Genomic DNA, 25,299 nt, shown 5'->3' on the forward strand with positions numbered 1-25,299 from the left:
TTGACCAATCGCTCATCGGGCTGCCAGGCCGGTAACTTATGACGGTAAGTTACGGGTCTCACCTTACCGAATATTTGGGGAATTAGGCCATACAAGCGCAAGCAGTTTGCTACGGCCCTGCGGGCCTCCGCGGGACGCCCAACGCTATGCACATTTTGTGCGGGTCGCTGTGCTCCCAGTTTCGCACAAAATGTGCATAGCATTGGCCGCCCCTGTTGCTGGCGTTCTGGCTGTAGAAAAACTCTTAAAACATAGCTGTTTTTTGATAAAATATGAGGGTCAGAACTGAGAAACCCTCCATGCCAAACTTCAAGCCATATGATTACAATCAGGACGCGATGGTTGTAATCAACTTCGAAGAGCAGCTACAGCCAAATACCTTCGAATATACCCTTCATCAGTTAATTGATAACCATATCAATCTTTCAGCGTTTTACGACAAGTACAAGAACGATGCTGGTGGGCGCTCGGCATACGATCCAGCCATACTCTTGAAGGTCGTTCTGTTTGCCTATTCCAAAGGCATCACGTCCAGCCGAGAAATCCAGTGGCAGTGTGAGCACAATATTATTTTCAAGGCACTCTCCTGTGACAGCGTTCCACACTTTACCAGTATCGCCAGCTTCGTCAGCAGCTATCCAGATGCTATTGAGTCAGTCTTTGAACAGGTCTTGATGGTTTGCGACCAGGAAGGACTTCTCGGGAATGAGCTGCTTGCGATCGATGGCTGCAAGATGTCATCCAATGCAAGTAAAGCGCATTCCGGTACCTTTAAGGAGCTGGAACAGAAGCGGACGAAGATTCGCAAAAAGATTCAGCACTGTTTGAAGGAACACAAGAAGTTGGATGGCCGCAAGCCTGTGGAGCGGGAACGAAAACAGCGTTTAAAGCAGGCAAGTGCAACCCTGAAAAAACACTTTGAAAAGATCGATAAATTCCTAAAGACGCAAGCCCCAAGGATGGGGCAAGGCAAACAACCGAAAGAAGTAAAAAGTAATCTTACCGACAACGAGTCGGCCAAGATGACCACAAGCAAGGGAACTATCCAGGGCTATAACGGTGTTGCCGCCGTGGACAAAAAGCATCAAATTATTGTCGAAGCCTTGGCCTTTGGCGAAGGTGCCGAGCACCATACTTTAAAACCTGTTCTCAATGGTGTGACTTCCCGTTATCGGAATGCGGGCATTCACCAAGATATCCTTGGGGAACAGGTCATCGTTACTGCGGATACCGGTTTCTCCAATGAGAGTAATTATGCGTACCTGAGAGAAGAAGGTATCAACGCTTATATCCCGGATAACCAGTTCCGCTCACGGGATAAAGCCTTCGCTCGACAAAAGGAAAAGCACGGTAAGCGTCACCGGGAAATGCTGGTCGGAGTAAAGGCGGTGATTCCGGCGAGTGAATTTCAGTTCGACAAACGGCGCAAGCGCTGTATCTGCCCGGCAGGTAAAGAGCTTCTTCTATATAGAGAAGAGCAGGTCAGCGAAGGTAAGCGCAAGCTGTTCTTTGAGGGGCGCCTGACCGACTGTCGACATTGTCACTTGAAACACCAGTGCATGCGTAATCCCAGCTCGGCCGATACGCGAGAGGGGCATGGTCGACAAGTATCCACCACCTGGACCAATGGCCGTACTGCAACAGACTGGATGAAGAATCGCGTTGATAGTATCGAAGGTAAAACGATTTACAGTCACCGAATGTCGGTAGTGGAGCCGGTCTTTGGCAATATCGGCACGAATAAGCGGCTTAGTCGCTTTTCTTTGCGTGGAAAAAATAAGGTTCAAGGTCAGTGGCGAATGTTTTGCTTGGTGCATAACATCGAGAAATTGATGCGATATAGTGCTCTCCATTAATGCACAGAGATATCCACATTCGGTTGCGTGAAAATCACCGTGAGTACACGGAAGCGTGATTATGTTAAAGGTTTGTGGTTAAATCTTGGCCAGGTAATGGTCAATTGAAAAGAGCTGGACGAGAGTAGTGATGAATATCGTTTTTCTACAGGCTCGTTATGTGTCCGTGTTCGAGGTGGTATGGACCAAGTAATTTTAAGAATTCTATTTGCGATTATGATGGTTTCATTTTTTGCTCTACTTTTGTCGGTTTTTTTGGCTCCGTTCTCGATAAATAAAGAATGGGTAAAAAATAGTGGATGCTCGAAAATGGAGATTCTCCAGCTCCCACATATTTACTTAAAGCAGAGCTATGAACCTGCGAGTATGTACGTGCGGAGAATGGCGATTCTGGGTACTTTAGGGTTGGTGGTCGGGTTTGCAAGCTTATATTGTGTGCATAAGTTCGGTGTGCTCTAAACCACATAACAATCACAGGCAGTTTGCTAGGAACCTAACCCGCTTTTGCACGCCGCTTCATCTAATGGAAGCTGCGTATACTCTGTAATTCATCCCACTTTATACAGTGAATCCAGCGCCCTTCTAGGTGTATTACGGGGTAACTGTTTTCTCTTCCTTCTTTTGATATTTGTACTGGGCCACTGACGACGAGAATGTTTCCTCCAGTAATCTCAGGGCGATAGCGTTTCTGTATCTGCTCCCATAGGACCACGTTAATGACTCCGGTTTCGTCTTCAAGGGTGAGAAACATAACCCCGGAGTTACTGCCGGGGCGTTGGCGACATGTTGTCAGGCCTAGTACTTTTACGATCTGGCCGTTCTGGCAGTGACTTAGGTCTGCGGCTTTTAGCAGGTTACGGAATTTTGGCTGCTTACGTATCAGGGCTATTGGATGCTCCCTGAGACTCAGGCCAGTGCTTAGGTAGTCGCTATAGGTCTGATCTTCTTGGCTGACTTCGGGTTGGTGGGTAGCCAGTGACAGGGTTTCCAGTTGGAGGCTGAGTGCCTGCCAGGTCGTTTTATAGCGGCTTTCAGTGAGCGATTGAAAGCTGTCAGCCTGTGCCAGGGATGCCCGTTCTTCTGGCGAGATGGAAACCCGTTGGTGGAAGTCTTGTAGGTCGATGAATGGTTTTTGTTCCTGTTGTGTACCGATTGCTTCGGCGGTTTCTTCTTTTAGCCCTTTGATGAGTCGCATCCCTAATCTCAACGCAGGCGAATTTGGCTGTGAGAGATCCAGGCGGTGCTGCCAGTGGCTGTGCTGCACGTTAATAGGGAGTATGTTCACATTATGACGCTGAGCGTCATAGACAAGTTGCGCTGGTGCGTAAAAGCCCATGGGTTGGCTGTTGAGCAGGCCACAATAGAAGGCGGCGGGGTGGTGGTGTTTGATCCATGCGGAGAAATACGCAAGTAGGGCAAAGCTGGCGGAGTGGGACTCAGGGAATCCGTAGGAGCCGAAGCCTTTCATCTGCTCGAACAGGCGCTCGGCAAGGTTATATTCATAGCCATTGGCGAGCATGCCTTGAATAAGTTTTTCCCGAAACTGAATCAGGTCGCCATTTTTCCCCCAGCTGGCCATGGCACGGCGCAGGCTGTCCGCTTCGCCGCCACTGAATCCGGCGGCGACCATCGAGAGTTTGATGACCTGTTCCTGAAATATCGGTACCCCCAGGGTGCGCTCGAGTACCGGGCGCAGGTTTTCATGCGGATAGGTGACCGCTTCCAGTTTCTGTTTGCGGCGAAGGTAGGGGTGCACCATGCCACCCTGGATAGGGCCGGGGCGGACGATGGCGATTTCGATCACCAGCTCGTAAAACTTCCGTGGTTGTAGTCTCGGCAACATACTCATCTGTGCGCGGGACTCGATCTGGAAGACTCCGACGGTGTCCGCACGGCACATCATCTCGTATACCGCTTGGTCATCGGCGGGTATATCCTGCAGGCGCATGCGGGGTCCATAGAGCCCCATGTAGGTCAGGGACTTGCGCAGGGCGGTGAGCATTCCCAGTGCGAGTATGTCGACCTTCATCAGTTTCAGGTCTTCAATGTCCTCCTTGTCCCACTGCACGATAGTGCGATCGTCCATCGCGGCGTTTTCAATCGGTACCAGCTGACTGAGCGGCTGCTCGGTAATGACAAAGCCACCTACGTGCTGCGACAGGTGACGTGGGAAACCGTAAATCTGTGTCAGTAACAGGGGCAGCATTTTTCCGGTAGTGCTGTCCGGAGCTATACCAGCTTTTTGCATTTGACGGGGGAAGTCTTCCAGCTTATCCCACCAGGTGCGCTCGGCCTGCAAGCGCTCGATGGTCGCAGCGCCTAGCCCCAGGGCTTTGCCGATATCCCGCAGTGCGCTTTTGAAGCGGTAGGTAATCTTGGTGGCGGCGAGGCCCGCGCGCGCTCGGCCGTACTTCCGGTAGATGTACTGGATGATTTCTTCCCGCCGTTCATGCTCGAAGTCCACATCGATATCCGGTGGCTCATTGCGTTCACGAGAGATAAAGCGTTCGAACAGCAGCCCGATTTGATGTGGATCAATCTCGGTAATGAACAGGCAATAGCACACCACCGAATTGGCAGCAGAGCCGCGCCCCTGGTAAAGAATATGCTGGCTGCGAGCGAACTGAACAATATCGTGAATGGTGAGGAAGTAGTGTTCGTATCGTAGTTCAGCAATAAGTGCCAGTTCCACTTCAATCTGCTGCTGAATACGCGCTTCAGGGCCATTTTTCCAACGTTTCTTGATGCCCTCTTCGACTAGTTCCCGCAGGTGAGCGCTCGCGTTTTTTCCTTCAGGTAGAACCTCCGAAGGATACTGGTAGCGCAGTTCTGCGAGACTGAACTGGCATTGATTGGCAACTTTTACACTGTTTTCAATGGCCTGTTGGGGAAATAGGGATTTGACTTCCCGCAGCGAGCGCAGATAGCGCTCGGCATTTTGCTCCAGCCGATAACCCAGCTGATCCAGAGTGCAGTTGTGGTAATTGGCATTGAGTACATCCTGAAGGGGCTTGCGGGTGCGGCTGTGCATGAGTGCGGCATTGGTCGCAATCAGTGGTATCTGTTCCGCGTGCGCGAGTTCTTTTATCTGTTGCAGGTGCAGGTTTTGTTCTGGCTGTAGACGGTTGTTGAGTGCTATGTACAGTCTGTCCTGGAAGTGGTCTTTCAATGTGGGGGGAAATGTCAGCGGCGTAGCTCCGGGTAGCCACAGGCAGATGCTATGTTGGCAATGGTCAAAAATGTCCTGGAGGTAGGTTTGATATTGCCCTTTTTCCGTTCGCAGGCGGGAAGTGGAAATGATCTGGCAGATTTCACTGTAAGCGAGTTTATTGGGGGCCAGTAATACCAGCTGTTGTGCGTCTTCCTGCAGGCGGAAGAAGCTGCCGCAGATCAGCTTCAGTCGACTGCCTTCAGCTTTGAGTTTTTCCAGCGCAGCGTATGCGCGCACCACGCCGGCCATGGAGCACTCGTCGGTAATGGCGAGGGCGCAGTAACCAAGTTGGTGGGCGCTGGTGATCAGTTCCTGCGGATGTGAAGCGCCCTGCAGAAAGGAAAAATTGCTTTGGCAAAAAAGTTCGGCGTACTGCATGCAATGGATATGGGTACTTCTGAGGTGCAGAGGGGGTGTCAGGAATAGACCCCGTGGAGAAACCAGTCTTCGGATGTCAGGTCCTGAAACACCCAGTAGAGGCTCCCCAGCTCGCTGCGGGCGATGTAGTAATCGCGGGCATGGCGATGGTGCTGCCACCAGTAACCGTCGATACGTTCTGGCCCCTGAAGCAATTGCAGCTCGCCATCGTAAAAGAGTTTGTGATCGCGCTGCTGGATTCTGTCTGGTCGTGGCAGCAGCCAGCTTGGACGGGGGGCGTTGACCGGATGCAGGTTGTGGCCGCGGGGGCGGCTGTGGAGGCTGAGGCTGTCGGCACTCTGCCAGGCCTGTTCAGGGAGATAACTCTCCTTGAGGGTGACACCGGACAGCGCCTGATGGCCCAGGCGAGCCTTGAGTTTGTCGATCAGCTGATAGCTCTCGTGGACCTTGCTGCCTTCATCAAAGAAATCTTCACGTAGCGTCTGACTCTCCAGTGGCCGCAGCTGCTGGCATTTGAGGGCCAGAGCCTGCACCGGTTCTTGCAGTGTCACGCGTTCCAGCTGCAGCTTGGTAAGTGCGATCAGGCGCTGAGGGTCAAATAGTGGTCGGGAAATCTCGACATTGACCTGCTGGCTACCGCGGCTACCGTAGTCCAGTACCCAGCACAATTGCTGGCTGTAGAGTTGGCGCCGCTGTAGTTGCCGGCAGAGTTCACGCACCAGGCGTCCGGCGGGAAACAGAAGTTGTTCGCTGTTATCCAGCGGGCTGGGGAAAAAGAGTTCGCTGTGAAACTCTGCGGGTGGCTCGTAGCTGGGTACCGGGTCCGGGCGGGTGCCGTTCAGGCGTGCCAGGTAGTCGATAAAACTGCGCCCGAAGCGATTGCCCACTTCCGACAGGGGGATGGCCAGGAGCTGGCTGACCCGTTTGATACCGCAGGCGTAGAGCTTGGCGATGGCTTTGTTATTACAGTCCAGCAGTTTGCTGGGAGCGAAGCTGATCCACTGGCGCCACTGCTGCGGGCTGGGGGGGCTCTGGGTTTCTTCGAGCCACAGGCGGTGCTCAGGTAACTGGCTCAGCAGGTGTGCGGCGCTGGGGCTATGGCCCAGGCCCATGACATGGCTAATACGCATCTTGCGCAGCTCTTTGCGCAGTTGTTGTAACAGCGGGGCCAGGCCGCCATTGGCCTTGAGGCTGCCACTCAGCTCCAGAAACAGGCAGGCGGGGCCGTCATCCCCCTGGTCTTTCTTTTTGCCTTTTTTCTCGCCGGGGTGCGCACTGCCGCGCGGGGATACCACCGGGGTAAAGCTGTAGCCCCATTGGGCAAGCTGTTGCAACAGTTGGGTTTCCCGCTCCAGGTCGCGTTCCAGCAGTTCCAGTTCGGGGCAATAGGCGCAGGCAGTGGCAATCGTCAGTCCCGAGGCTACGTTGCGTGCATGCCCTGTGGCGTTGGCCTCCAGGATCAGGTTGCCATCGGTAACGGCCAGAGGGGTGCTCTCGCTATCTTTGCGCCCGGCGCGTGTGAGGGCTTCCAATGGCAGTCGGGGAAACTGAATACAGAGCCAGAGCATGTGCTGTCCTCCCGTTGCGCCTGAAATTAGTGCAGCGGCTGGTCGCGGCGAACCAGCCTCGGATTACGGGCCAGGTGTATGCGCTGGCCGGATTTACCGTTCAATTGCTTGAGCAGATGCAGCGCCAGCTGCTCGCCATCACTCTTCAGTTGCAGGCGCAGGGTGGCGGGGGAGGGGCTCAAGGCGCTGGAACCGGGGCGGAAGTGGAAGTGCAGGCAGTCGCCCTCGCGTGCGGCAATCTGCAGGCGACGCAGGTCCTTGTCTGCCGGAGTCTCGCTGTTCTGCCAGTTCACCAGGGCACCACAGGCCCCGGATTGCAGGGACTGTTCTGCGGCCCATAGCTGATCCCGCTGGCCACGGGGGTGCAGTATCAGCAGTTTTTCCAGCTGTACCCCGGCTTGTACCAGTGCCGGTGCGTAGGGTATGTGAGGTGGGTTGACCAGTATCACCATGCGTCCCTGGCGGGTCATTTCTGCCAGGGTGGGCAGGATGAGGGACATTTCACCAATTCCTGCTTTATCGACCAGAAACTCGGTGGTGGCGCCGCGGGGCCAGCCATGATTGGCGAGCAGTGCATCGAGACCGCGATAGCCACTGCTGATTCCGGTGCGGCGCTGCTGCTGGCGGTTGGCCAGTTGCCAGATATCCGGCCGGGTCAGTAGCCGCTGCAGGGGCTGATTTTCGGTCTGATTACTTAACTGCTTGTTTTGCATGAAGTTTTCGGCGCTGTTCACGATCTGTTGGCTCCACACTGGCGGTCTGCAAGGGGTTGACTGGTTGCATATACAGTATCTACTGGCAATTTATACAGTAGTCATCCAGTGCCGGCAAGCCCGTACCAGATAGACTGGCACTTTTTTGCACAGGGCAAACCGGCTATGATTCGGCCTCTTTAATGACCGCCAGAATTGAACAAGCGAGGGGACAGGGTGAGCATCAAATCCGATAAGTGGATTCGTCGTATGGCTGAGAATGAGGGGATGATTGAGCCCTTCGAGCCGGGCCAGGTACGCCACGGTGAATCAGGCGACCGCTTGATCTCCTACGGCACCTCCAGTTACGGCTACGATGTGCGCTGTGCCAGTGAGTTCAAGATCTTCACCAACGTGCATTCGGCGACCGTGGACCCCAAAGCCTTTGACGAAGACAGCTTCGTGGACGTCACTGGCGATTACTGCGTCATTCCGCCCAATTCCTTCGCGCTTGCCCGCACCGTAGAGTACTTCCGTATTCCGCGCTCGGTACTGACCATCTGTCTGGGCAAGTCTACCTATGCTCGCTGCGGCATCATTGTGAATGTGACGCCACTGGAGCCGGAGTGGGAAGGGCACGTGACCCTGGAATTCTCCAACACCACCAATCTGCCCGCGAAGATCTACGCTAATGAAGGTGTGGCGCAGATGCTGTTCTTCGAATCCGACGAAATCTGTGATGTGTCCTACAAGGATCGCGGTGGCAAATACCAGGGCCAGCGTGGCGTCACTTTGCCGAAGACCTGATTGTTATCTGACGACCTTTTGCCATGACAGATTTTCCCGCCCAGGCCGATGTGCTGATCATCGGCGCCGGTGCCGCCGGCCTGATGTGCGCGGCGGTGGCGGGCAAGCGCGGGCGCAGTGTGCTGGTGCTGGATCACGCCAACAAAGTCGGCAAGAAAATCCTGATGTCCGGCGGCGGCCGCTGCAACTTCACCAACCTGTACACGGCGCCGGACAATTTCTACAGCGAAAATCCCCATTTCTGTAAATCCGCCCTGGCCCGCTATACCCAGTGGGATTTTATTGCGCTGGTGGAAAAGCACGGAATTCCCTACCACGAGAAAACCCTCGGCCAGCTGTTCTGCGATAACAAGTCTCGGGATATTGTCGATCTCCTGTTAACCGAATGTCGGGAAGCCAAAGCCCAGATCCGGACCCGCTGCGATATTCAGCGCATCGAGCCGCTGGGAGAGGGCGGACTAAAAGGCTTTGAGGTGCACACCTCGCTGGGCAAGGTGGTGTGCGAATCCCTGGTAATCGCCACCGGCGGGCTGTCGATTCCTACCATGGGGGCGACCGGGTTTGGCTATGAAATTGCAAAACAGTTTGGCCATAACATTATTCCCACCCGTGCGGCACTGGTGCCCTTTACCCTGAATAAGCGCGCGCTGGCGCGGCAGCAGGAGTTACCGGGAACGTCGTTGCCGGTGAACGCCAGTTGCGAGCAGGGCGGTTTTCACGAGCAGATGCTGTTTACCCACAAGGGACTGAGCGGCCCGGCGATATTGCAGATATCCAGCCACTGGCGCGAGGGTAAGAAAGTGGCGCTGGATCTGGCTCCGGGGCTGAATCTTCCCGAGTGGTTGAGCGAGCAGCGGGGGAGCAAGCCAGAGAGCCACCTGCATACAGTATTGGCGGAACTCTGGAGCAAAAAACTGGTGCAGTTTTTCCTGCAGAAGAACGGCCTAGAGAGTAAACCCCTGAAGCAGTACAGCGAACATGCACTGCGGGAAGTGGGAGAAAAGCTGCAGACCTGGGAGCTGGTGCCCGAGGGAACCGAAGGCTACCGCACCGCGGAAGTGACTCTGGGCGGAGTGGATACCAATGAGGTTTCATCGCGCAGCATGGAGAGCCAGAAACAGCCGGGATTATATTTCGTTGGCGAAGTGCTAGACGTGACCGGTTGGCTGGGGGGCTACAATTTTCAGTGGGCTTGGGCGTCGGCCCATGCGGCTGGCGCTGAGGTCTGAGAGAGAAAATTATGGGTGACGTTTTACCGTTTAAAAGAAAGACCGCCTGGGAGAAGCACAAGGGCAGCAGCCTGTGTCGCGATGGCTTTCACAAATGGGTGGTGGTGACCGAGCGCAAGTTTGATGTGAAACAGGGAAAGCTAGTAACCGAATACCGCTGTCAGCGGTGCGGGAAAACCAAGACCAAATTACTGTAAATAAAAAAGCCGGCATATGCCGGCTTTTTTATTTCTCACTTTTGCTATCAGTCTTTAGGTGCAGCAACACCCATTTCTTCCAGCAGGTTGTCGGCGTGGTCGATCTTCTCCATTACCCACAGCATGTATTCCACATCCACGTGAATCGCACGGGTATTGTCGTTGAAGTCCCAGTCCGCATTGATACTGTCGTAGGTACCGTCGAATACCAGGCCGATAAACTCGCCTTTGCCGTTCATGGTGGCAGAGCCTGAGTTACCGCCGGTAATGTCTACGGTGGTCAGGAAGTTCACCGGAACCGAGTCCAGTTGCTCATCATAGAAACGACCGTAGTCCTTGTTCTTGATCGCGTCTAGCTGTGCCTGGGGCGTGTCAAAAGGATCTTCGCCGGTGTATTTGGCTTCGATACCGCGCAGGGTGGTGAAGGGTACAAAGCCGTCTTTACCATCGTTGCCATCGGCTGCGCCTTTGATGGTGCCGGCGGGCGGGGTGTAGCCTTTTACCAGGCCGTAAGTCAGGCGCAGGGAGCTGTTGGCATCCGGGTAAACGGGTTTGCCCTGCTCGTTGTAGTAGGCAATCAGCAGGTCCATGTACTGCGGGCGAAGCTCTGCGAAGCGACCAGACATGGCTTTGTCGCGCTGCTCGATGGCGAAGCGGTCGTCATAGGTGGCCACGGCCAGTTGGATGAAGGGATCGTCGCTGTTGCGGAAGTCTTCCGGCGATTTTTCCATCCACGCGAGGCGGGTTTCGGTGTCGGTGAGACCGGTTTTTTCATACATGGCCGCGAGCTTCTGCTGCAGGGCATCGCCACTCAGCTCGCCGGCAAAGAAGCCGTCGAAGCTTTTCAGGTGCTGGTCCTGGGGCAGGGCGTTGTAGCGCTCGAGGAAGTAGGTCCAGATGGCCTGGTCCACGGTCGGCTCGAAGTTACGCTCGATGCGCTTCATGCTCTCGCTAAAGCGGGTCATATCGCGCTCCTGGTAGCCGGGCTCGCGCTCCATATTCGGCTTCTGCTTTTCCAGGCTGAGGCGGTAGAGGCGCTGTGCACTGCTCAGCATGGCAGAGCGGTTCATGTAGCCCAGCAGCAGGTCGCGTTCCTGGGTGGACTGCTCTTCTGCAATCAGCTGCTGCAGGTCAGAAATTACCGAGGAGTATTTCTTCTTGGACTCCGGGTTGGCTTCGATCCAGGCTTGCAGGTCTTTTTCCAGCTGCTGTTTGCGCTGGAGCAGGTCGCTGCGGTTGTAGCCTTCCATCATGCCGGTGAAGTTTTTCGAGTAGTTATTGAGGCCGGCAACCAGGCTTGCGTACTTGAGTGCGGCGTCCTTGTTGTTCTCGGTGGCACTGCCGATCACTTCAGACCATTCCGCGAGTACTTTCTGCATGGTGGGGTAGTACCAGCTGAAGTTGTTGCTGACTTCTTCCGCGGTGCGGTAGCGGTTGGTGCGGCCGGGGTAGCCGGCAACCATCACGTAATCGCCTTCCTTCGGACCTTCGGTGGCGACTTTCAGGTGGTGCTTGGGCTTGTAGGGCACATTGTCTTTGGCGAAGTCGGCGGGCTTGCCGTCCGGGCCCACATAGGCGCGCAGGAAGGAGTAGTCGCCGGTATGGCGCGGCCACATCCAGTTGTCAATGTCGCCACCGAATTTGCCGATGGAGGCAGCGGGTGCATGTACCAGACGCACGTCACGGATAGCCAGCTGCTTGATCAGGTAGTAGCTGGCACCGCCGTAATAGCTGTAAACCTCACAGCGGTGACCGGGATCGGCTTCACAATCGGCCACCAGGGCTTTCTCGGCGTCTTCGATGGCCTTGAAGCGGGTGGCTCCATCCATGTCATCGCTGAGCTTGCTCTTCACTTTGTCGGTGACTTCCTGCATATCCACGGTAACGTAGATACGGGAGCCGGGAGCTGCGGGCAGTTCTTCTTCCAGGGTTTTGGCGAGGAAGCCGTTGGCCAGCAGGTCGTTGTCTTCGGTGGAGTTGTAGGAAATGGAGCCATAGGCGCAGTGGTGATTGGTGGCAACCAGGCCCTGCGGAGAGACGAAGGATGCGGAGCAGCCGCCAAGGCTCACTACGGCATTCATCGGGAATTTGGTCAGATCCGTCATGGTTTTCGGATCCAGCTCCAGGCCGAGCTCTTTCAGTTTGTCACCCAGTTCCGGCAGCTGGCGCGGCATCCACATGCCTTCGGTGGAAACGGTGGCCGTATCGGAGGCAGGGGCTTCCGCTGCGGTATCGGCTTTCGCTGTGACTTGGGTGTTTTCTGCCGGTTTACCACAGGCGGTCAGCAGGGCAATGCTGAGAGAAAGACCGAACACCTTTCCGAGAGATGGCGGTAGATATTTGTCGTTATGTTTCACTGTGAATCCTTCAACGTTACGCGGAAGTTACCGCGCCATGTTCAAAAAATGTACGGGTTTCGAGGCTGGACATCAATCGCCCTGAAACCCAGTGGTTTAGATACTCTCATAAGTATTGCGATAGAGAAAATGCCTGGGGTGCAGGGCGGCGTAGAGAGGAGCTATGGGCCGTCCGGTGTAGAATGGCTGCCAATGAAATTTGTTACAGGGTATTGGATTGGAAAAGCAGGATTTGGTGGATATTGCTCGTATGCCCATGCCATTTGGCAAATACGCGGGACGCCCGTTGATTGATTTGCCAGAAGAATATTTGCTGTGGTTTGCGAAGAAGGGTTTTCCCAATGGCAGGCTGGGGCACCTGATGGCGATAACCCTTGAGATAAAAATCGAAGGGCTGGAGGGACTGGTTAAACCCCTGAAAAGACAATGAGCCTCGGAAGGAGGCTCATGTAGTAGCGTTTATCGGGCACGCTTAGCGATAGACACGGCGACCGTAACGGTCATAGCGGTAGTGTCTTTTCTTGCTGCGATCGTAGAGCCAGCCACTGGCGCCGCCGATAGCGGCGCCAACCGCGGCACCACCTACATCACCGGTAACCAGAGCGCCGGTTACCGCACCAATACCGATACCGGTACCAACACGGCGATCGCTGTCACTCATATTGGCACAGCCAACCGTTGCCAGGGTGAAAGCCAGTGTTGAAATCAGACCTGTTCGTTTAATTGTTCGGAACTGCATAAAAACTCCGCTTGCATTGCTCGGACATTGCTCGTGGAGTGTATGGTGCGCCCGAGGGGCTCCCAACAGGTGTGTAACCTCAATGCCCCAGATGATTAAAAAATGAGAAGAAAGTGTGGTGGAAGAGGGACCCACACTACACTGGTAACTGTCCCGGGAAGACTCCCCCATCGCGAGACGAGGTGGAGTGCCAACAAGAAGCGGTCCGTAACCGAGACTGGACATGACCGTAAATAGGCCCACAGCGGGTAGCCACTGGTCTGAAAAATGATTTCAGCGAGGCGAACAGCGGGAAGTTTCAGTCAGCTTGATTGGGTAAATGGGGCAGAGGCGGCCGATGCTATGTCGGCCGCTTTCGTTTTTTGGTTAGCTTTCGTATTCTTTTCGGTGCTCTCTTTTCGGTGATTGGGGCCTGGAACAGCGGTACTGCTTAGCACAATAAGATATTTTTCCCGCCATAAACTGATTTCTTCATGTGACTCACCTCTCAAGACTGCCTCAGGGGGCTGGTCAAAAACCTCCCTAACGGAGTATCGTGAAAAAGTAATGACACCGCTGTCAATTTATTATTAAAAATGACAGCGGTGTCATTGGCCCGGGCCACAAACGGGCGATCCAGAGGTACCTGTTCAAGAGGTTGTTGAACACTGAAGTAACAGATGTACCGGCATAAGCAGTTGAATGCCGTTCAATCGGGGGCAGCGAAGCCCGTCGAGGTATGGCGGAACACAAGACGCTGCTCTCATTGATAGACCCTTACCCATAAAAGATAACGACAAGGTGAACATCAATGAAAGGGCTCACTCCAAGCCACTGGCGCCGCGCACTCCTGGCGCTCGGCCTCGCCAGTTCCTCAGCCATCGCAGCGCCCGGCGCACCCACCATCGACTGGATGGAAACCAGCTTCGGAATTATCGAGGTGGACGATGCGGCCACTGCTTACGAGCAGCTGCTGACCGTCAATGATTACGCGGAAGTTCCTGTTTCCTGGTCCAAGTGGTCCGGTGAACCGGCGACCAGCGCCCAGTACCTGCTGAATGGTCAGGTAGTACTCGAGCAGAGTCTCACCGGTGGCGAAACCCAGACTGGCACTGCGACTTTGCAAGTAAGCCAGGGTGGCCAGTACGCACTCCAGGTCGCCCTGTGTAATGACAATGGTTGTGCAACCTCTGCAGCAACCAACATCGTGGTTGCGGATACCGACGGTAGCCACCTGGATCCGATTACCCTGACCGCTGGTGAGAACAACCAGCCTTACACCAACAGCAGCAACTCGGTTGTTGGTACTTACTTTGTGGAGTGGGGCGTTTACGGGCGCAAGTTCTCCGTAGACATGATTCCTGCCTATAACCTGACCCACATCATTTACGGTTTTGTACCCATCTGTGGTGGCGACGGCATTAACGACAGCCTGAAAGAAATTGAAGGCAGCTTTGCCGCGCTGCAGCGCTCCTGCTCCGGCCGTGAGGACTTCAAGGTTTCACTGCACGACCCGTTTGCCGCGGTGCAAAAATCCCAGGCAGGCCAGGCTTATTCCGACCCCTACAAAGGGAACTTCGGTCAGCTAATGGCCCTGAAGCAGGCCTATCCGGACCTGAAAATCCTGCCTTCCATCGGCGGCTGGACCTTGTCCGATCCCTTCTATTTCTTCAGCGATGCCGCAAAGCGTAAAACCTTCGTGGACTCCGTTGAAGAATTTGTTCGCACCTGGAAATTCTTCGACGGTGTGGATATCGACTGGGAATACCCGGGCGGCCAGGGAGCCAACCCCAACCTGGGTGATGCCGCTATCGATGGCGAAACTTATCGCCTGCTGATGCGCGACCTGCGCGCAATGCTGGATAACCTCGAGCAGGAAACCGGCCGCGAATACGAGCTGACTTCCGCGATTGGTGCCGGCGCTGACAAAATCGAAGACGTGGATTACGCGAATGTACAGCAGTACATGGATTACTTCTTCGTAATGACTTACGACTTCTACGGCGGCTGGAGCAACGATGTTCTCGGCCATCAGACCGCGCTCTATGCGCCGGCCTGGAGACCGGATACCGATTACACTTCGGACAATGGCATCCAAAACCTGCTGGGCCTGGGGGTGGATCCGGGTAAATTGGTTGTCGGTGCCGCCATGTACGGCCGCGGCTGGACCGGTGTTTCCGGCTGGACCGGTAACGACCACATGACCGGTACTGCCACCGGCAAAGTGGCCGGTACCTGGGAAGCCGGTGTTGTGGACTACCGCGATATCGTTGGCCGCCTGGCGACCGGTGAGTGGGAAGAGTACTACGACGCAACTGCCGAAGCGCCTTACATGTTCAAGCCGAGCACCGGCGATCTGATCACTTACGATAACCATCGTTCGGTACTGGCCAAAGGTGCCTATGTGCAGTCCAAAAACCTGGCCGGTCTTTTCTCCTGGGAGATTGACGCGGACAACGGCGACATCCTGAATGCCATGCACGAGAGCCTCGGCCACGGTGACGGTCAGAACAACCGCACCCCGACCGCGCGCGCCGGTGGTGATCAGACCGTGGATGGTGGCGTCACTGTAACGCTCGACGGCAGCACATCCAGCGACCTGGATAATGATCCCCTGACCTACAGCTGGGTTCAGGTTTCCGGTAGCAACGTAACCCTGCAGAACGCGAGCAGTGTTAGCGCCAGCTTCGCGGCACCGAGCGTTACCGCTGATGAAGAACTGGTATTCGAGCTGACGGTTACTGACGACAGCAATGCCAGCAGCAGCGACCAGGTTTCCATCAACGTACTGGCGGATCAGCCCAACCGTGCGCCCAGCGCTCATGCGGGTGACGATCAAATGGTTGTGACCCCGGCCACCGTAACCCTGAACGGCACTGGTTCCAGTGACCCGGACGGCGATGCGCTGACGTACAGCTGGACCCAGGTTCAGGGTACTTCGGTCACTTTGAGTGATAGTACTTCTGCCAGCCCGAGCTTCTCTGCAGCCGCAGTGAGCGCGGAGGAAGTCCTGGTGTTTGCACTGACGGTCAGCGATGGCACCCTGAGTGACGATACCCCGGATCAAGTCAGTATCTTCCTGCTGCCTGAAGACGCGAATACGCCCCCGGAAGTATCTGTAGCGCCGAGCGTCACCATTGCGGAAGGTGCCAGCAGCACCATCACTGCAACTGGTACCGATGCCGACGGCGATACACTTACCTACACCTGGAGTGGTATGGAAACAGGCTCCGGTGAAAGTATTACCGTAACCGCGCCGCAGGTTGAGCAGGATACGACCTTCACCCTGACTGTTACCGTCAGCGATGGCCTCGATTCTGCCAGCGCCGATGTTTCTGTACTGGTGACCAACAGCACTGGCGGCGGTGGCTGTGAGCTTATCGATCCGAGCGCGGGTACTTACCCGGCGTGGCAGTCCGGCGTTTACCTGAGCGGTGACCAGGTGAGCTACGACCAGCTGGTATGGGAAGCCAAATACTGGACCCAGCAAGAGCCTGGTTTCAGCTCGGCGGACTGGAAACTCATCAGCGACGTAGAAGTGCCCTGGAATGCCAGCACTGCCTACAGCGGTGGTGATGAAGTAAACCACAACGGCAAGCGCTACCGTGCCAAGTGGTGGACTCAAAGCGAGCCGGGCGTCTCTTCCGATTGGGAAGAGATCGGTGACGCGACTTGTAACTAAGTACTAAAGCAGTAAACAGAGGGCGCCAAGGCGCCCTCTGTTCTTTTCGACGTTGTTTCCGACCATTCCCTAGAAAAATAACTTAGGAAAACCCTATGAAAAGGCAATTACTGAGCCTGTTTGCTATCGGGCTACTTTCGTTCGAGGCGGCGGCAGTTGACTGTAGTGCGCGCCCGGATTGGGAAGCCAGCGCCATCTATGTGGGCGGTAATCCGGTCCAGCATCTGGGCAACGCTTACACCGCAAATTACTGGACGCAAAACAATGATCCGGTAACACACTCCGGAACCTGGGCACACTGGAAATACGATGGCGCTTGCGATGGCAGTTCTTCGTCGAGCTCTTCCTCCAGTTCCTCCTCCAGTTCTTCTTCGAGCTCCTCTAGCTCTTCTTCCAGCTCGTCATCCAGCTCTTCGAGCTCGAGTGGCGGTTCCGGCGGCGGCTCCTGTACTTCCGTGCAATATGTTGCTGGCACCGGCTACGTTGCTGGGCAGCTGGTACAAAACGTTGGCCTGGAATTCCAGTGCAATATCGCCGGCTGGTGCTCTTCCAATGCCGCCTGGGCTTATGCGCCGGGTGAGGGGGCTCACTGGGAAGACGCCTGGAGTCAGGTTGGTGACTGTGGCAGCTCTTCGTCCAGTAGCTCCTCCAGCGGTGGTTCCAGCTCGTCCTCGAGTGGCTCCGGCTCTTCCAGCTCTTCGGGTGGTAGTTCTTCCGGTGGCAATAGTGGATTACTGCCGAAACATGCCCTGGTAGGTTACTGGCACAACTTCGACAATGGTTCCGGCCTGTATCGCATCAGCGAAGTTTCCGATGTGTGGGACGTGATCGTAGTGGCTTTCGTGGACGACGCGGGCAACGGCAATATTGCATTCAACCTGGATCCGGGGCTCGACAAGCAGCAGTTTATCGCTGACATCGCGGCCAAGCGCGCAGCGGGTAAAATCGTGATTGCCTCTTACGGAGGTGAGAAAGGTACCGTGACTCTGAACACGCCAGAGAATGTGGCTAATTTTGTTGCCAGTACTGCGGCGATGATCGACGAGTATGGCTTCGACGGTATTGATATAGACCTGGAATCCGGCGCGGGCGTCATGCACGGTGCACCGGTCATCCAGAACATGGTGGATGCGGTCAAGCAGCTGAAGCAGCAATACCCGAACATGTACCTGTCCATGGCACCGGAGCATCCCTATGTGCAGGGTGGCTATGTGTCCTATACCGGTATCTGGGGCGCCTATCTGCCGATGATTGACCAGTTGCGCAACGAGCTGGATCTGCTGCATGTGCAGCTGTACAACAATGGCGGTCTGGCTACGCCTTATCAAGGGGCGGCCTACGCGGCGGGCTCGGTGGATATGATGGTGTCTTCGGCACTGATGCTGATCGAAGGCTTCCCACTGGGTTACGGCAATGCCGGCTTCTTTGAAGGTTTGCGCCCGGATCAGGTCGGTCTGGCACTGCCCTCAGGCCCGCGCGCTGCGGGGAGTGGCTTTGCCACGACGGCGGATATCAACCGGGCTCTGGACTGTCTGACGCAACAGCTGAACTGTGGCACCTTGACGCCCAGTCAGGCATACCCGAGCTTCAATGGCGTGATGACCTGGTCCATCAACTGGGATATGAACGACGGTGGTATCTTCTCGGGTCCTGTGGGCAGCCATGTCCACAATCTGCCCTGAGAATTACACTGCGGAAAAACAAAAAAGGGGACGCTGAAAAGCGTCCCCTTTTTTTCAGGTCAGTTCGCTTAATTCACGGTTGACCAGCTCTTCGTTTCTGTCGCGTCACTTACATCGGGAAACGAATCACCACGCCACCCATGGTCTGACCCAGCTCGAAGTCTTTGCGCGGGCTGTCGACGTGATCGTTGTGGCAGCTAACACAGGCGGGAGAGACAGCGACATCCGGATAAATCGCCGTGAAGTACTCGGTGTCGCCCAACGTTTCGGTGCCGTAAAAATTCTGCCCCGGATTATCGACAATAAACGACAGGCCCTGGCGCTCGAGGTCTGTACGAGGCTTGTTCTGCTTGTTGATGGCCCACTGGGAGAGCAGGGCATAATTGAATCCGGCCTCTTGTTCCGCGACCCGTTCTGCACCCATACGCATCATTTGCGCGGGGAGGGGGAGTGCCTGATTGTCTTTCCAGTGCTCATCCGCTTTGATTACCTTCTCTTCGTTCTGCAGGCGGTTGACGACAAAATTGGTGTAACTGGCACGGTCTGCTTCGATTACTGCAAAAATGGCGTCAGCCATTCGCTGAGGTTCGATACCGGCTTTTTCTCCACAGCCTGAAAGCGCTGCGGCGATAGCTAAAACAAAGGCACGAGTACGCATGATTTCCCCTCCTGATGGGATTACTTGCTGGATTTTATTTTGGCAATTCGTTCACGTATCAGCTTGAATGTTTCATGTCCTTTTGATGGGGGCACGCTGAAATTTCTTTCTATTTGTTGCCTGTCCGCCAGTGCTGCAATTGCAAATTCAGCGCCGTGGCAGTTCAGGCAAACAGGCAGCATTTTTTCATTGGGACGAAGATTGTGATTCTGGTTATGGTTTACCAGTAACTCCCCATTGTGTAACTCCCGCGGCAGGTGACAACTGGCGCAGCTTACCCCGCCAGAGGCGTCTTTCTGCCAGGTATCGAAGTGTGCCGATGCGCGGTAGGCCAGGCTGTGTTCGTCATTGTGGCACCCAAGGCATGCCTCAACCGCGGCGTAGCGTGTATTTATCGCATGTGCCTGATGACAGCTGGTGCAGTTGAGTTCGGCGTTTGCGGATTCTTTCATCGCAACATGGGCTTCTACCGGTGTCATGGCTCCGGTGTTCTCCCTGAATGACGCTGGTAGCTTGGCAGACAGACGAAGTCCGTGTTTGCCCTGGGTGAACTTGTCACGCTGCGCTTCATGGCAGTTACCGCACACATTCACAATTTCTGCACTGGTGAATTGCAAGCGCCCATCGACATGGCATTGACGACAGTTGGTTTCCGTTTGTGCATGAATGCTGGAAGACCAGTCGCGGTGAATATTCGCCAGTGTTTCCGATGTGATATCCAGGGAAAATTCCTGTGGATTGAGGTCGGCGTCGTCAATGCTGAGGGGCATACTCTCGGGGTGCGTACTTTGCCAGCGGGCAAGAGCGGACCGTTCCGGAAGCTTGCCTCCCGGCAGCAAGTCCTGCGAGTCCATCTGTGCAATCAGAAAATCCTCGTAGAGGTAGCGGTTGTCGTGGTAGTTGTGGCAACCGGCACTGGCGCAGGTCTCAAAGCCGAACCCGGCATGATTGGGGCGATTCTCTGCAATATCGCTATGGCAGTGAACGCAAAAGTCTCCGGCCAGGGTTACGCCCATGTCGTGGGTGATTTCTGGTTTGTGCTCTGTATGGCAGCTAACGCAAAGCCGGGCATCCAGATGGTTAAGCAACCCCGCATTGCGCGGGTCGAGGAACTTTTTTCTGGGGTGGCTATCATCCGCTTCCAGCAGTTCCTCTTGATGGCAATTGAGGCAGGCCTGCTGGATAAAGTCCTGGCCTGCGAAGCCGTCTCCATGACAGCTGCTACAGGCCATTTCGACCTGATGGTGACCGTGGCTTGTTTCGCCACTCAGAAAATAGGACTTGTCCGAGGCCTCAAGGTTGTATGTGATGAGCGCAACCGCCAGCAGGGTCAGCAAAAGGCCGTAATGCCAGAACTTGAATTTATAGTTTTTCATCTAAAAGTAATACACGGCGAGAATATGGTAGAAGAGCAGAACCGGTAGCGCCCACAGGAGTGCGTAATGTACCCGCGACCACCATTTTCGATGCTCACGAAGCTTGAGGTCTGTCCAGTGATGGTTGCGTGCCATGAATACGCCTACCAGGGAGCCGGTACAGGTGGCCGCGAGAAAAACCAGAATCAATACAAAGTTGAGATTCTCTCCCAGGCGAAAACCGGTGTGGACAATAAGTGCTACGAGCGCGACACAGCCGATAATGCTGTGGAAGTAGCGCCAGTGATCGAGGTGGCCAAGATTGTGCTTTATCCAGCGCTTTCGCAGGCTGAGGCTTGCCGTGAGCAGGCAAAGTGCCAGCAGGGTGTAGCCGCTTACCTGTTTCCAGAAGTTGTCGTACCAGAGATTTTTCAGATACCAGTTTACCTGCACGCTATCACTGACATTCGGGGCTGGCACCACTGCGGCCAGAGCAATCAATACCAGTGACAAGAGTGAAATTAGCAGAATGCCATTTGCATGGCGCATAACCAGATTGGGTGCCGGCGTATCGAGTAACTCCGCCATAATCGGCCGGCAACTGCCGCAGACCGAGCCCGCTCTGGTTTCAATCTCGAGGTCCTGTATTGTGCGCTTGCCGTTGGCGATGGCTGTGCACAGTTCGCCTTTACTGACACCATTACATTGGCATACGAGATAGTTGTCCGGTTGTTGTTTGATACTCTGGTTGACCTGTGACTGCCAGAGATAGCCTTCCTGCTCAAACTTGTTCAGCGCTTTGGTGGACAGGTGTTCGCCATCAGTGATCGCCTCACTGACTCGCAGTCTCTCATCCCAGGGGCCAATAATAATGGCGCCCACAAGTGCCCCGTGATTTAGATACAGCTCCCGACAAAGCCCCCGAAAGCGGTTTTCAAACCGGTATACGGTAATCTGATCATAGGCGTCAGGTGCGGTCTGTCCGAGCAGAGTGCAGGGGATATGCGCAACCTTGAGTTCAATGTCGGCACGGCTGCCCTCGTAGGGGCCGGGGGAGGCGCTGCAAATGTGCTGGCTGCAGATTTCCGCCTGCTCGAAGCCGGGGCGCACCAACTGATAGATACGGCTGTCATATTCCGCGCACTCGCCGATGGCATAAATATCCGGATCGTTGGTTTCCATATAGGGGGAAACCTGGATGCCGCGACCGGTTTTCAGTCCGCAGTTCTGTGCCAGTGTCACTTCTGGCGTGATACCCGTACACAGTACGACCGCATCGGTGCTCAGGCTTTCTCCATTGGAAAGCAGAACGCGCTCTACCGCGCTATCTCCCTCAAAGGCACTAATCTGCACTTCCGTTATCAGTTCGATTTGGAGCGTAGTCAGTGCAGATTTCAGGTAGTTTTCTGAAGTATTACTGAGTTGCCCCCCCAGCAGACCCGCGCGTGCCAGCAATACCACTTTGTTCTTGGGTGTTTTGAGTGCGGCAGCGGCTTCCAGCCCGAGGGCGCCGGCACCGACCACGATAATTGTCTGGCTGTGGTCGCGGAGTGCGGCTAGGTCACGGGCGTCGCGTAAGTTGCGGAAGGGGATGATGCTATTTAGGTGCGCCCCGGGAATCTCTGGAACCAGAGGCCGTGAACCGGTGGCCAGTATCAGCTTGGTGTAGGGCTGGGTGTTGCCGTCTTCGTCAATGACCAGCCGAGCACTCCGGTCAATACGAGTCGCCGGGCGATTGTGATATTCGGTCAGGCGCCCACTGGACTCCCGTTGGACGGGGTTGCCGATTTCTTCCAGCGAGAGTTCACAGGATAAATATTGAGAAAGACGAACCCGGTTATATGGCGCTTCATTTTCAGCACCGAACAGCACTACCTGAGCGTCACTGCTGTATTCCAGTAATCGCTGTGCGCAGCGGACACCGACCGGGCCAGCACCGACGATGACATATACCGGGTATTCCGGCTGCCATTCCGTATGGGACTTTAGTGACGCTTGCCGTGTTAAATCAGCGGTTTCAGCCACAAATACCCCCCGAGTACATCCATACACCCGAAATCCGGGTCTTCCCTCGAGTCATCATCAAGCCTGCTTTTGTTATTTTTCTTGGTATCAATCCGAATCCCACGGGTATCACTGAGGGGAGTCGGGGGCCGCTAAGCGGTCAACAGTTGGATATTGCTGGATCAGGACGCGTGGTAAAGCGTGTAGAGCTCCCGCTCCTCCAGTGAAACCCTGCGGGTTAGCGCTTCCCCAATTTTTTCGTAATCCTGCTTGAAGTCCATCAGCATATCGCCGGTAAAAACGTCTCTCGAATAGCGCTTACAGAACTGCACTACGGCATTCGCGATGTCATTCATATCGCTGCGAAAATCCTTAACAATTTGCAGCGTGTGCGAATCGTTGTCGAGCGATTGCTCCAGGTACACATAGAAGCTGACATTCTCTTTGATCAGGTGCGCCTGAAATGTGGATTTAAAGGCTTTGAGCAGTTCGGCAACTTTGCGAAAGTCCTGTCTTTCATACCCCTCTGACCAGATCCGCTGGAAAATCCCGATAAGCTCATGGTGATCACTTTTCAGTGCGTTAATTAGGGATGGGTCATAGCTGATGGTACGCCCTTGTCCGCTGCCTGAGGCGTTGCGGGCAGTAGCAGGCGTGTTGCTACGGGATTTGCCGGAAAAAATGCGGAACATAGTCGAGAGCCTTTTATCGGGTTTATCTGAATGTTGTTGTGGCTTTATCACAGATAAAGGGGAGTAGGAATTTTGCCGCGCCCGGGCGTGATTTAAACTGTTTTTTTGGGAATAATTTCCGATTTATTAGTTGTTGTGAGAATTTTGTCACAATTTTCTTTGGGCGAGAATAGCGCCAGTAAAGAAAGCGGAAAGGTTTTTCCACAATAGTGGGCTAATTGATAACAACCGTTCTAACTAGAGACTGGAAAGAAGGGCATATCGAGGCGTGTAAAGGTGACTAGGCGCAAAGGCAGATTGAGTAGATAGAAAGGAACAAAGACAGAGGCAGGGCAAATATAAAGGGAGGGGGCGTCTATTGGTACGAAGGTACCTTTCGAGGTGGTGTGAGCTTTTATTTAGCTTTCAAACAAGCCTTTCTATTCGCGCATAAAAAAACCCGGCGGTAGCCGGGCTTTTTTACTCTGGAGTAATCGCTTAGCGATTGTCCAGGGATACGTAATCGCGCGGGGTGTAGCCGGTGTACAGCTGACGCGGGCGACCGATTTTGTACGGGTTGGAGATCATTTCGTTCCAGTGCGCAATCCAGCCCGCGGTGCGGCCGGTCGCGAAGATCACGGTGAACATATCGGTGGGAATACCGATGGCTTTCATAATGATGCCGGAGTAGAAGTCCACGTTCGGGTAGAGTTTCTTCTCGACGAAGTACTCGTCTTCCAGTGCGATCTTCTCGAGGCGCTTGGCGATTTTCAGCAGTGGATCGTTTTCTGCACCCATGGCACCCAGGACTTCGTCACAGATACCTTGCATGACGCGGGAGCGCGGGTCGAAGTTTTTGTAGACGCGGTGACCGAAGCCCATCAGGCGGAACGGATCATTTTTGTCTTTGGCCTTGGCTACGTACTCGTCGATACGGCTCTCGTCGCCGATCTCCTGCAGCATGTTCAGAACCGCTTCGTTGGCGCCGCCGTGTGCCGGGCCCCACAGGGTGGCAATACCGGAAGAGATACAAGCGAAGGGGTTGGCGCCGGAGGAGCCGGCCAGGCGCACGGTAGAAGTAGAGGCATTCTGCTCGTGGTCCGCGTGCAACAGGAAGATCACGTCCATGGCCTTGGCCACAACGGGGTCGATCTTGCTCGGCTCGCAGGGGTTGCCGAACATCATGTGCAGGAAGTTCTCAGAGTAGCTGAGGCTGTTGTCCGGATACATGAACGGCTGGCCTTTGCTGTGCTTGTAGCACATGGCAGCCAGGGTCGGCATCTTGGCGATCAGGCGATCCGCGGAGATCTTGCGGTGTTCGGGATCGGTGATATCCAGAGAGTCGTGGTAGAAGGAGGCGAGGGCGCCAACTACGCCACACATCATGGCCATCGGGTGGGCGTCGTAACGGAAGCCCTTGAAGAAGTTGACCAGAGATTCGTGCACCATGGTGTGGTTCATGATGCTGTTGACGTATTCCTTCTTCTGCTGAGCATTTGGCAGCTCGCCGTTCATCAGCAGGTAGCAGGTTTCCAGGTAGTCAGATTTTTCCGCCAGTTGCTCGATGGGGTAGCCGCGGTGCAGCAGTACGCCTTTGGCGCCATCAATATAGGTGATCTTGGATTCGCAGGAGGCGGTGGACATAAAGCCCGGGTCGTAGGTGAACAGGCCCTGGCTGGCCAGGCTGCTGACATCGACAACGTCAGGACCGGCAGTGCCGGAGTAGACCGGCAGGTCGAATGGGGCGTCGATACCGTCGACCGTTAGTTGAGCTTTCTTGTCGGACATTGTGGACTCCTAAAAACTATTCTTTTGCCAGCTTTCTTATTTCCACACAAATCACTGAATGTTTTCTGTGATCCTACGGCCCGGGAAGGGCGCGTTCCGCGCTCACCTGTGATCACCTTTTTAAGGGAGGGGCTATCACAGGTGTTAATTCAGCAGGTGCAAAACCCGGAAAGGGCCGGATTCTGCGGGCTCGGAGGGCCTTCGTTGGCTGCATCCGGACGCGGATATGGGGCTAGCGGGCTTTTGAGCGCGGCCAAACTTAAGTGCCACGCCCCAAATTGTCAAACCAAATTGAACTGGCTGACCGGTTCTGTTGCCGCAGGATCTTCCGCAACTGGAGAGGGTGGCAGGGATATTGCCTGTCTCGGAGGGCGAATCCGCCATGGAAATTCGGGGGGCGGGAAATGCCCGACTCATACTATGGTCTATGGCGTGGCGTCGTTTGC

At 55.0% G+C, this 25,299-nt stretch carries 17 protein-coding genes; 7 read left to right on the forward strand and 10 right to left on the reverse strand.

Annotated elements, in window-relative coordinates:
* Nucleotides 1-299: 299 nt before the first annotated feature.
* On the forward strand, nucleotides 300-1,856 hold the full coding sequence (locus tag GRX76_RS09655) for an IS1182 family transposase (protein WP_160151549.1): 1,557 nt from the start codon (nucleotides 300-302) through the stop codon (nucleotides 1,854-1,856).
* A gap of 520 nt (nucleotides 1,857-2,376) precedes the next feature.
* On the opposite strand, the gene GRX76_RS09660 is transcribed toward GRX76_RS09655, so the two are convergent.
* Genes GRX76_RS09660 through imuA form a run of 3 tightly spaced genes read right to left on the reverse strand, consistent with a single transcriptional unit; the run spans nucleotide 2,377 to nucleotide 7,747 of the window.
* A complete protein-coding gene (locus GRX76_RS09660) occupies nucleotides 2,377-5,445 on the reverse strand; it encodes an error-prone DNA polymerase (protein ID WP_160153121.1) in 3,069 nt (1,022 codons plus the stop codon).
* Between the two features lie 38 nt (nucleotides 5,446-5,483).
* Nucleotides 5,484-7,013, reverse strand: a complete 1,530-nt coding sequence (locus GRX76_RS09665) for a DNA polymerase Y family protein (protein WP_160153122.1) — start codon at nucleotides 7,011-7,013, stop codon at nucleotides 5,484-5,486.
* 26 nt (nucleotides 7,014-7,039) lie between these two features.
* Nucleotides 7,040-7,747: a translesion DNA synthesis-associated protein ImuA gene (imuA, locus tag GRX76_RS09670; RefSeq protein ID WP_160153123.1), complete on the reverse strand. Its 708-nt coding sequence runs from the start codon at nucleotides 7,745-7,747 to the stop codon at nucleotides 7,040-7,042.
* Between the two features lie 195 nt (nucleotides 7,748-7,942).
* On the opposite strand from imuA, the gene dcd reads away from it, so the two are divergent.
* Genes dcd through GRX76_RS09685 form a run of 3 tightly spaced genes read left to right on the forward strand, consistent with a single transcriptional unit; the run spans nucleotide 7,943 to nucleotide 9,938 of the window.
* Entirely contained in the window at nucleotides 7,943-8,512 is a 570-nt protein-coding gene (dcd, locus tag GRX76_RS09675; protein ID WP_160153124.1) for a dCTP deaminase, read from the forward strand.
* 23 nt (nucleotides 8,513-8,535) lie between these two features.
* On the forward strand, nucleotides 8,536-9,741 hold the full coding sequence (locus tag GRX76_RS09680; RefSeq protein WP_160153125.1) for an NAD(P)/FAD-dependent oxidoreductase: 1,206 nt from the start codon (nucleotides 8,536-8,538) through the stop codon (nucleotides 9,739-9,741).
* Nucleotides 9,742-9,752: 11 nt separating this feature from the next.
* Nucleotides 9,753-9,938, forward strand: coding sequence for a hypothetical protein (locus tag GRX76_RS09685; RefSeq protein ID WP_160153126.1), 186 nt, complete (start codon nucleotides 9,753-9,755; stop codon nucleotides 9,936-9,938).
* Between the two features lie 47 nt (nucleotides 9,939-9,985).
* Here GRX76_RS09685 and GRX76_RS09690 read toward each other — a convergent pair whose 3' ends face one another.
* Nucleotides 9,986-12,295: a S46 family peptidase gene (locus GRX76_RS09690; protein WP_160153127.1), complete on the reverse strand. Its 2,310-nt coding sequence runs from the start codon at nucleotides 12,293-12,295 to the stop codon at nucleotides 9,986-9,988.
* A gap of 217 nt (nucleotides 12,296-12,512) precedes the next feature.
* Here GRX76_RS09690 and GRX76_RS09695 point away from each other — a divergent pair, with 217 nt between their 5' ends.
* The gene (locus tag GRX76_RS09695; RefSeq protein WP_160153128.1) at nucleotides 12,513-12,725 is read left to right on the forward strand and encodes a DUF3820 family protein; all 213 of its coding nucleotides are present in this window, start codon (nucleotides 12,513-12,515) and stop codon (nucleotides 12,723-12,725) included.
* A 42-nt stretch (nucleotides 12,726-12,767) separates the two neighbouring features.
* On the opposite strand, the gene GRX76_RS09700 is transcribed toward GRX76_RS09695, so the two are convergent.
* Nucleotides 12,768-13,034, reverse strand: coding sequence for a hypothetical protein (locus GRX76_RS09700; RefSeq protein ID WP_160153129.1), 267 nt, complete (start codon nucleotides 13,032-13,034; stop codon nucleotides 12,768-12,770).
* Between the two features lie 790 nt (nucleotides 13,035-13,824).
* Here GRX76_RS09700 and GRX76_RS09705 point away from each other — a divergent pair.
* Together GRX76_RS09705 and GRX76_RS09710 are read left to right on the forward strand one after the other, a co-directional pair.
* A complete protein-coding gene (locus GRX76_RS09705) occupies nucleotides 13,825-16,695 on the forward strand; it encodes a glycosyl hydrolase family 18 protein (protein WP_160153130.1) in 2,871 nt (956 codons plus the stop codon).
* Between the two features lie 95 nt (nucleotides 16,696-16,790).
* The gene (locus tag GRX76_RS09710) at nucleotides 16,791-18,377 is read left to right on the forward strand and encodes a glycosyl hydrolase family 18 protein (RefSeq protein ID WP_160153131.1); all 1,587 of its coding nucleotides are present in this window, start codon (nucleotides 16,791-16,793) and stop codon (nucleotides 18,375-18,377) included.
* 109 nt (nucleotides 18,378-18,486) lie between these two features.
* On the opposite strand, the gene GRX76_RS09715 is transcribed toward GRX76_RS09710, so the two are convergent.
* The 5 genes from GRX76_RS09715 to gltA all read right to left on the reverse strand — a co-directional run bounded on the left by GRX76_RS09715 (nucleotide 18,487) and on the right by gltA (nucleotide 24,853).
* Complete coding sequence (locus GRX76_RS09715; RefSeq protein WP_160153132.1) at nucleotides 18,487-19,035, reverse strand: DUF3365 domain-containing protein; 549 nt, start codon at nucleotides 19,033-19,035, stop codon at nucleotides 18,487-18,489.
* 20 nt (nucleotides 19,036-19,055) lie between these two features.
* Nucleotides 19,056-20,411, reverse strand: a complete 1,356-nt coding sequence (locus tag GRX76_RS09720; protein ID WP_160153133.1) for a cytochrome c3 family protein — start codon at nucleotides 20,409-20,411, stop codon at nucleotides 19,056-19,058.
* Nucleotides 20,412-22,415: an FAD-dependent oxidoreductase gene (locus GRX76_RS09725; RefSeq protein WP_160153134.1), complete on the reverse strand. Its 2,004-nt coding sequence runs from the start codon at nucleotides 22,413-22,415 to the stop codon at nucleotides 20,412-20,414. It lies immediately after the preceding gene.
* Between the two features lie 161 nt (nucleotides 22,416-22,576).
* On the reverse strand, nucleotides 22,577-23,086 hold the full coding sequence (locus GRX76_RS09730; protein WP_160153135.1) for a hemerythrin domain-containing protein: 510 nt from the start codon (nucleotides 23,084-23,086) through the stop codon (nucleotides 22,577-22,579).
* A 477-nt stretch (nucleotides 23,087-23,563) separates the two neighbouring features.
* On the reverse strand, nucleotides 23,564-24,853 hold the full coding sequence (gltA, locus tag GRX76_RS09735) for a citrate synthase (protein ID WP_160153136.1): 1,290 nt from the start codon (nucleotides 24,851-24,853) through the stop codon (nucleotides 23,564-23,566).
* Nucleotides 24,854-25,299 lie beyond the last annotated feature (446 nt).

The sequence above is a fragment of the Microbulbifer sp. ALW1 genome, from assembly GCF_009903625.1.
Taxonomy (GTDB): Bacteria; Pseudomonadota; Gammaproteobacteria; order Pseudomonadales; family Cellvibrionaceae; genus Microbulbifer.

What these genes read in the sequence shown, in the direction of transcription:
- GRX76_RS09710 (WP_160153131.1), top strand. Translation starts at nt 16,791, where the DNA reads ATGAAAAGGCAATTACTGAGCCTGTTTGCTATCGGGCTACTTTCGTTC.
- gltA (WP_160153136.1), bottom strand. Translation starts at nt 24,853, where the DNA reads ATGTCCGACAAGAAAGCTCAACTAACGGTCGACGGTATCGACGCCCCA.
- GRX76_RS09700 (WP_160153129.1), bottom strand. Translation starts at nt 13,034, where the DNA reads ATGCAGTTCCGAACAATTAAACGAACAGGTCTGATTTCAACACTGGCT.
- GRX76_RS09655 (WP_160151549.1), top strand. Translation starts at nt 300, where the DNA reads ATGCCAAACTTCAAGCCATATGATTACAATCAGGACGCGATGGTTGTA.
- GRX76_RS09680 (WP_160153125.1), top strand. Translation starts at nt 8,536, where the DNA reads ATGACAGATTTTCCCGCCCAGGCCGATGTGCTGATCATCGGCGCCGGT.
- GRX76_RS09720 (WP_160153133.1), bottom strand. Translation starts at nt 20,411, where the DNA reads ATGAAAAACTATAAATTCAAGTTCTGGCATTACGGCCTTTTGCTGACC.
- GRX76_RS09730 (WP_160153135.1), bottom strand. Translation starts at nt 23,086, where the DNA reads ATGTTCCGCATTTTTTCCGGCAAATCCCGTAGCAACACGCCTGCTACT.
- GRX76_RS09705 (WP_160153130.1), top strand. Translation starts at nt 13,825, where the DNA reads ATGAAAGGGCTCACTCCAAGCCACTGGCGCCGCGCACTCCTGGCGCTC.
- GRX76_RS09660 (WP_160153121.1), bottom strand. Translation starts at nt 5,445, where the DNA reads ATGCAGTACGCCGAACTTTTTTGCCAAAGCAATTTTTCCTTTCTGCAG.
- GRX76_RS09685 (WP_160153126.1), top strand. Translation starts at nt 9,753, where the DNA reads ATGGGTGACGTTTTACCGTTTAAAAGAAAGACCGCCTGGGAGAAGCAC.
- GRX76_RS09715 (WP_160153132.1), bottom strand. Translation starts at nt 19,035, where the DNA reads ATGCGTACTCGTGCCTTTGTTTTAGCTATCGCCGCAGCGCTTTCAGGC.
- GRX76_RS09665 (WP_160153122.1), bottom strand. Translation starts at nt 7,013, where the DNA reads ATGCTCTGGCTCTGTATTCAGTTTCCCCGACTGCCATTGGAAGCCCTC.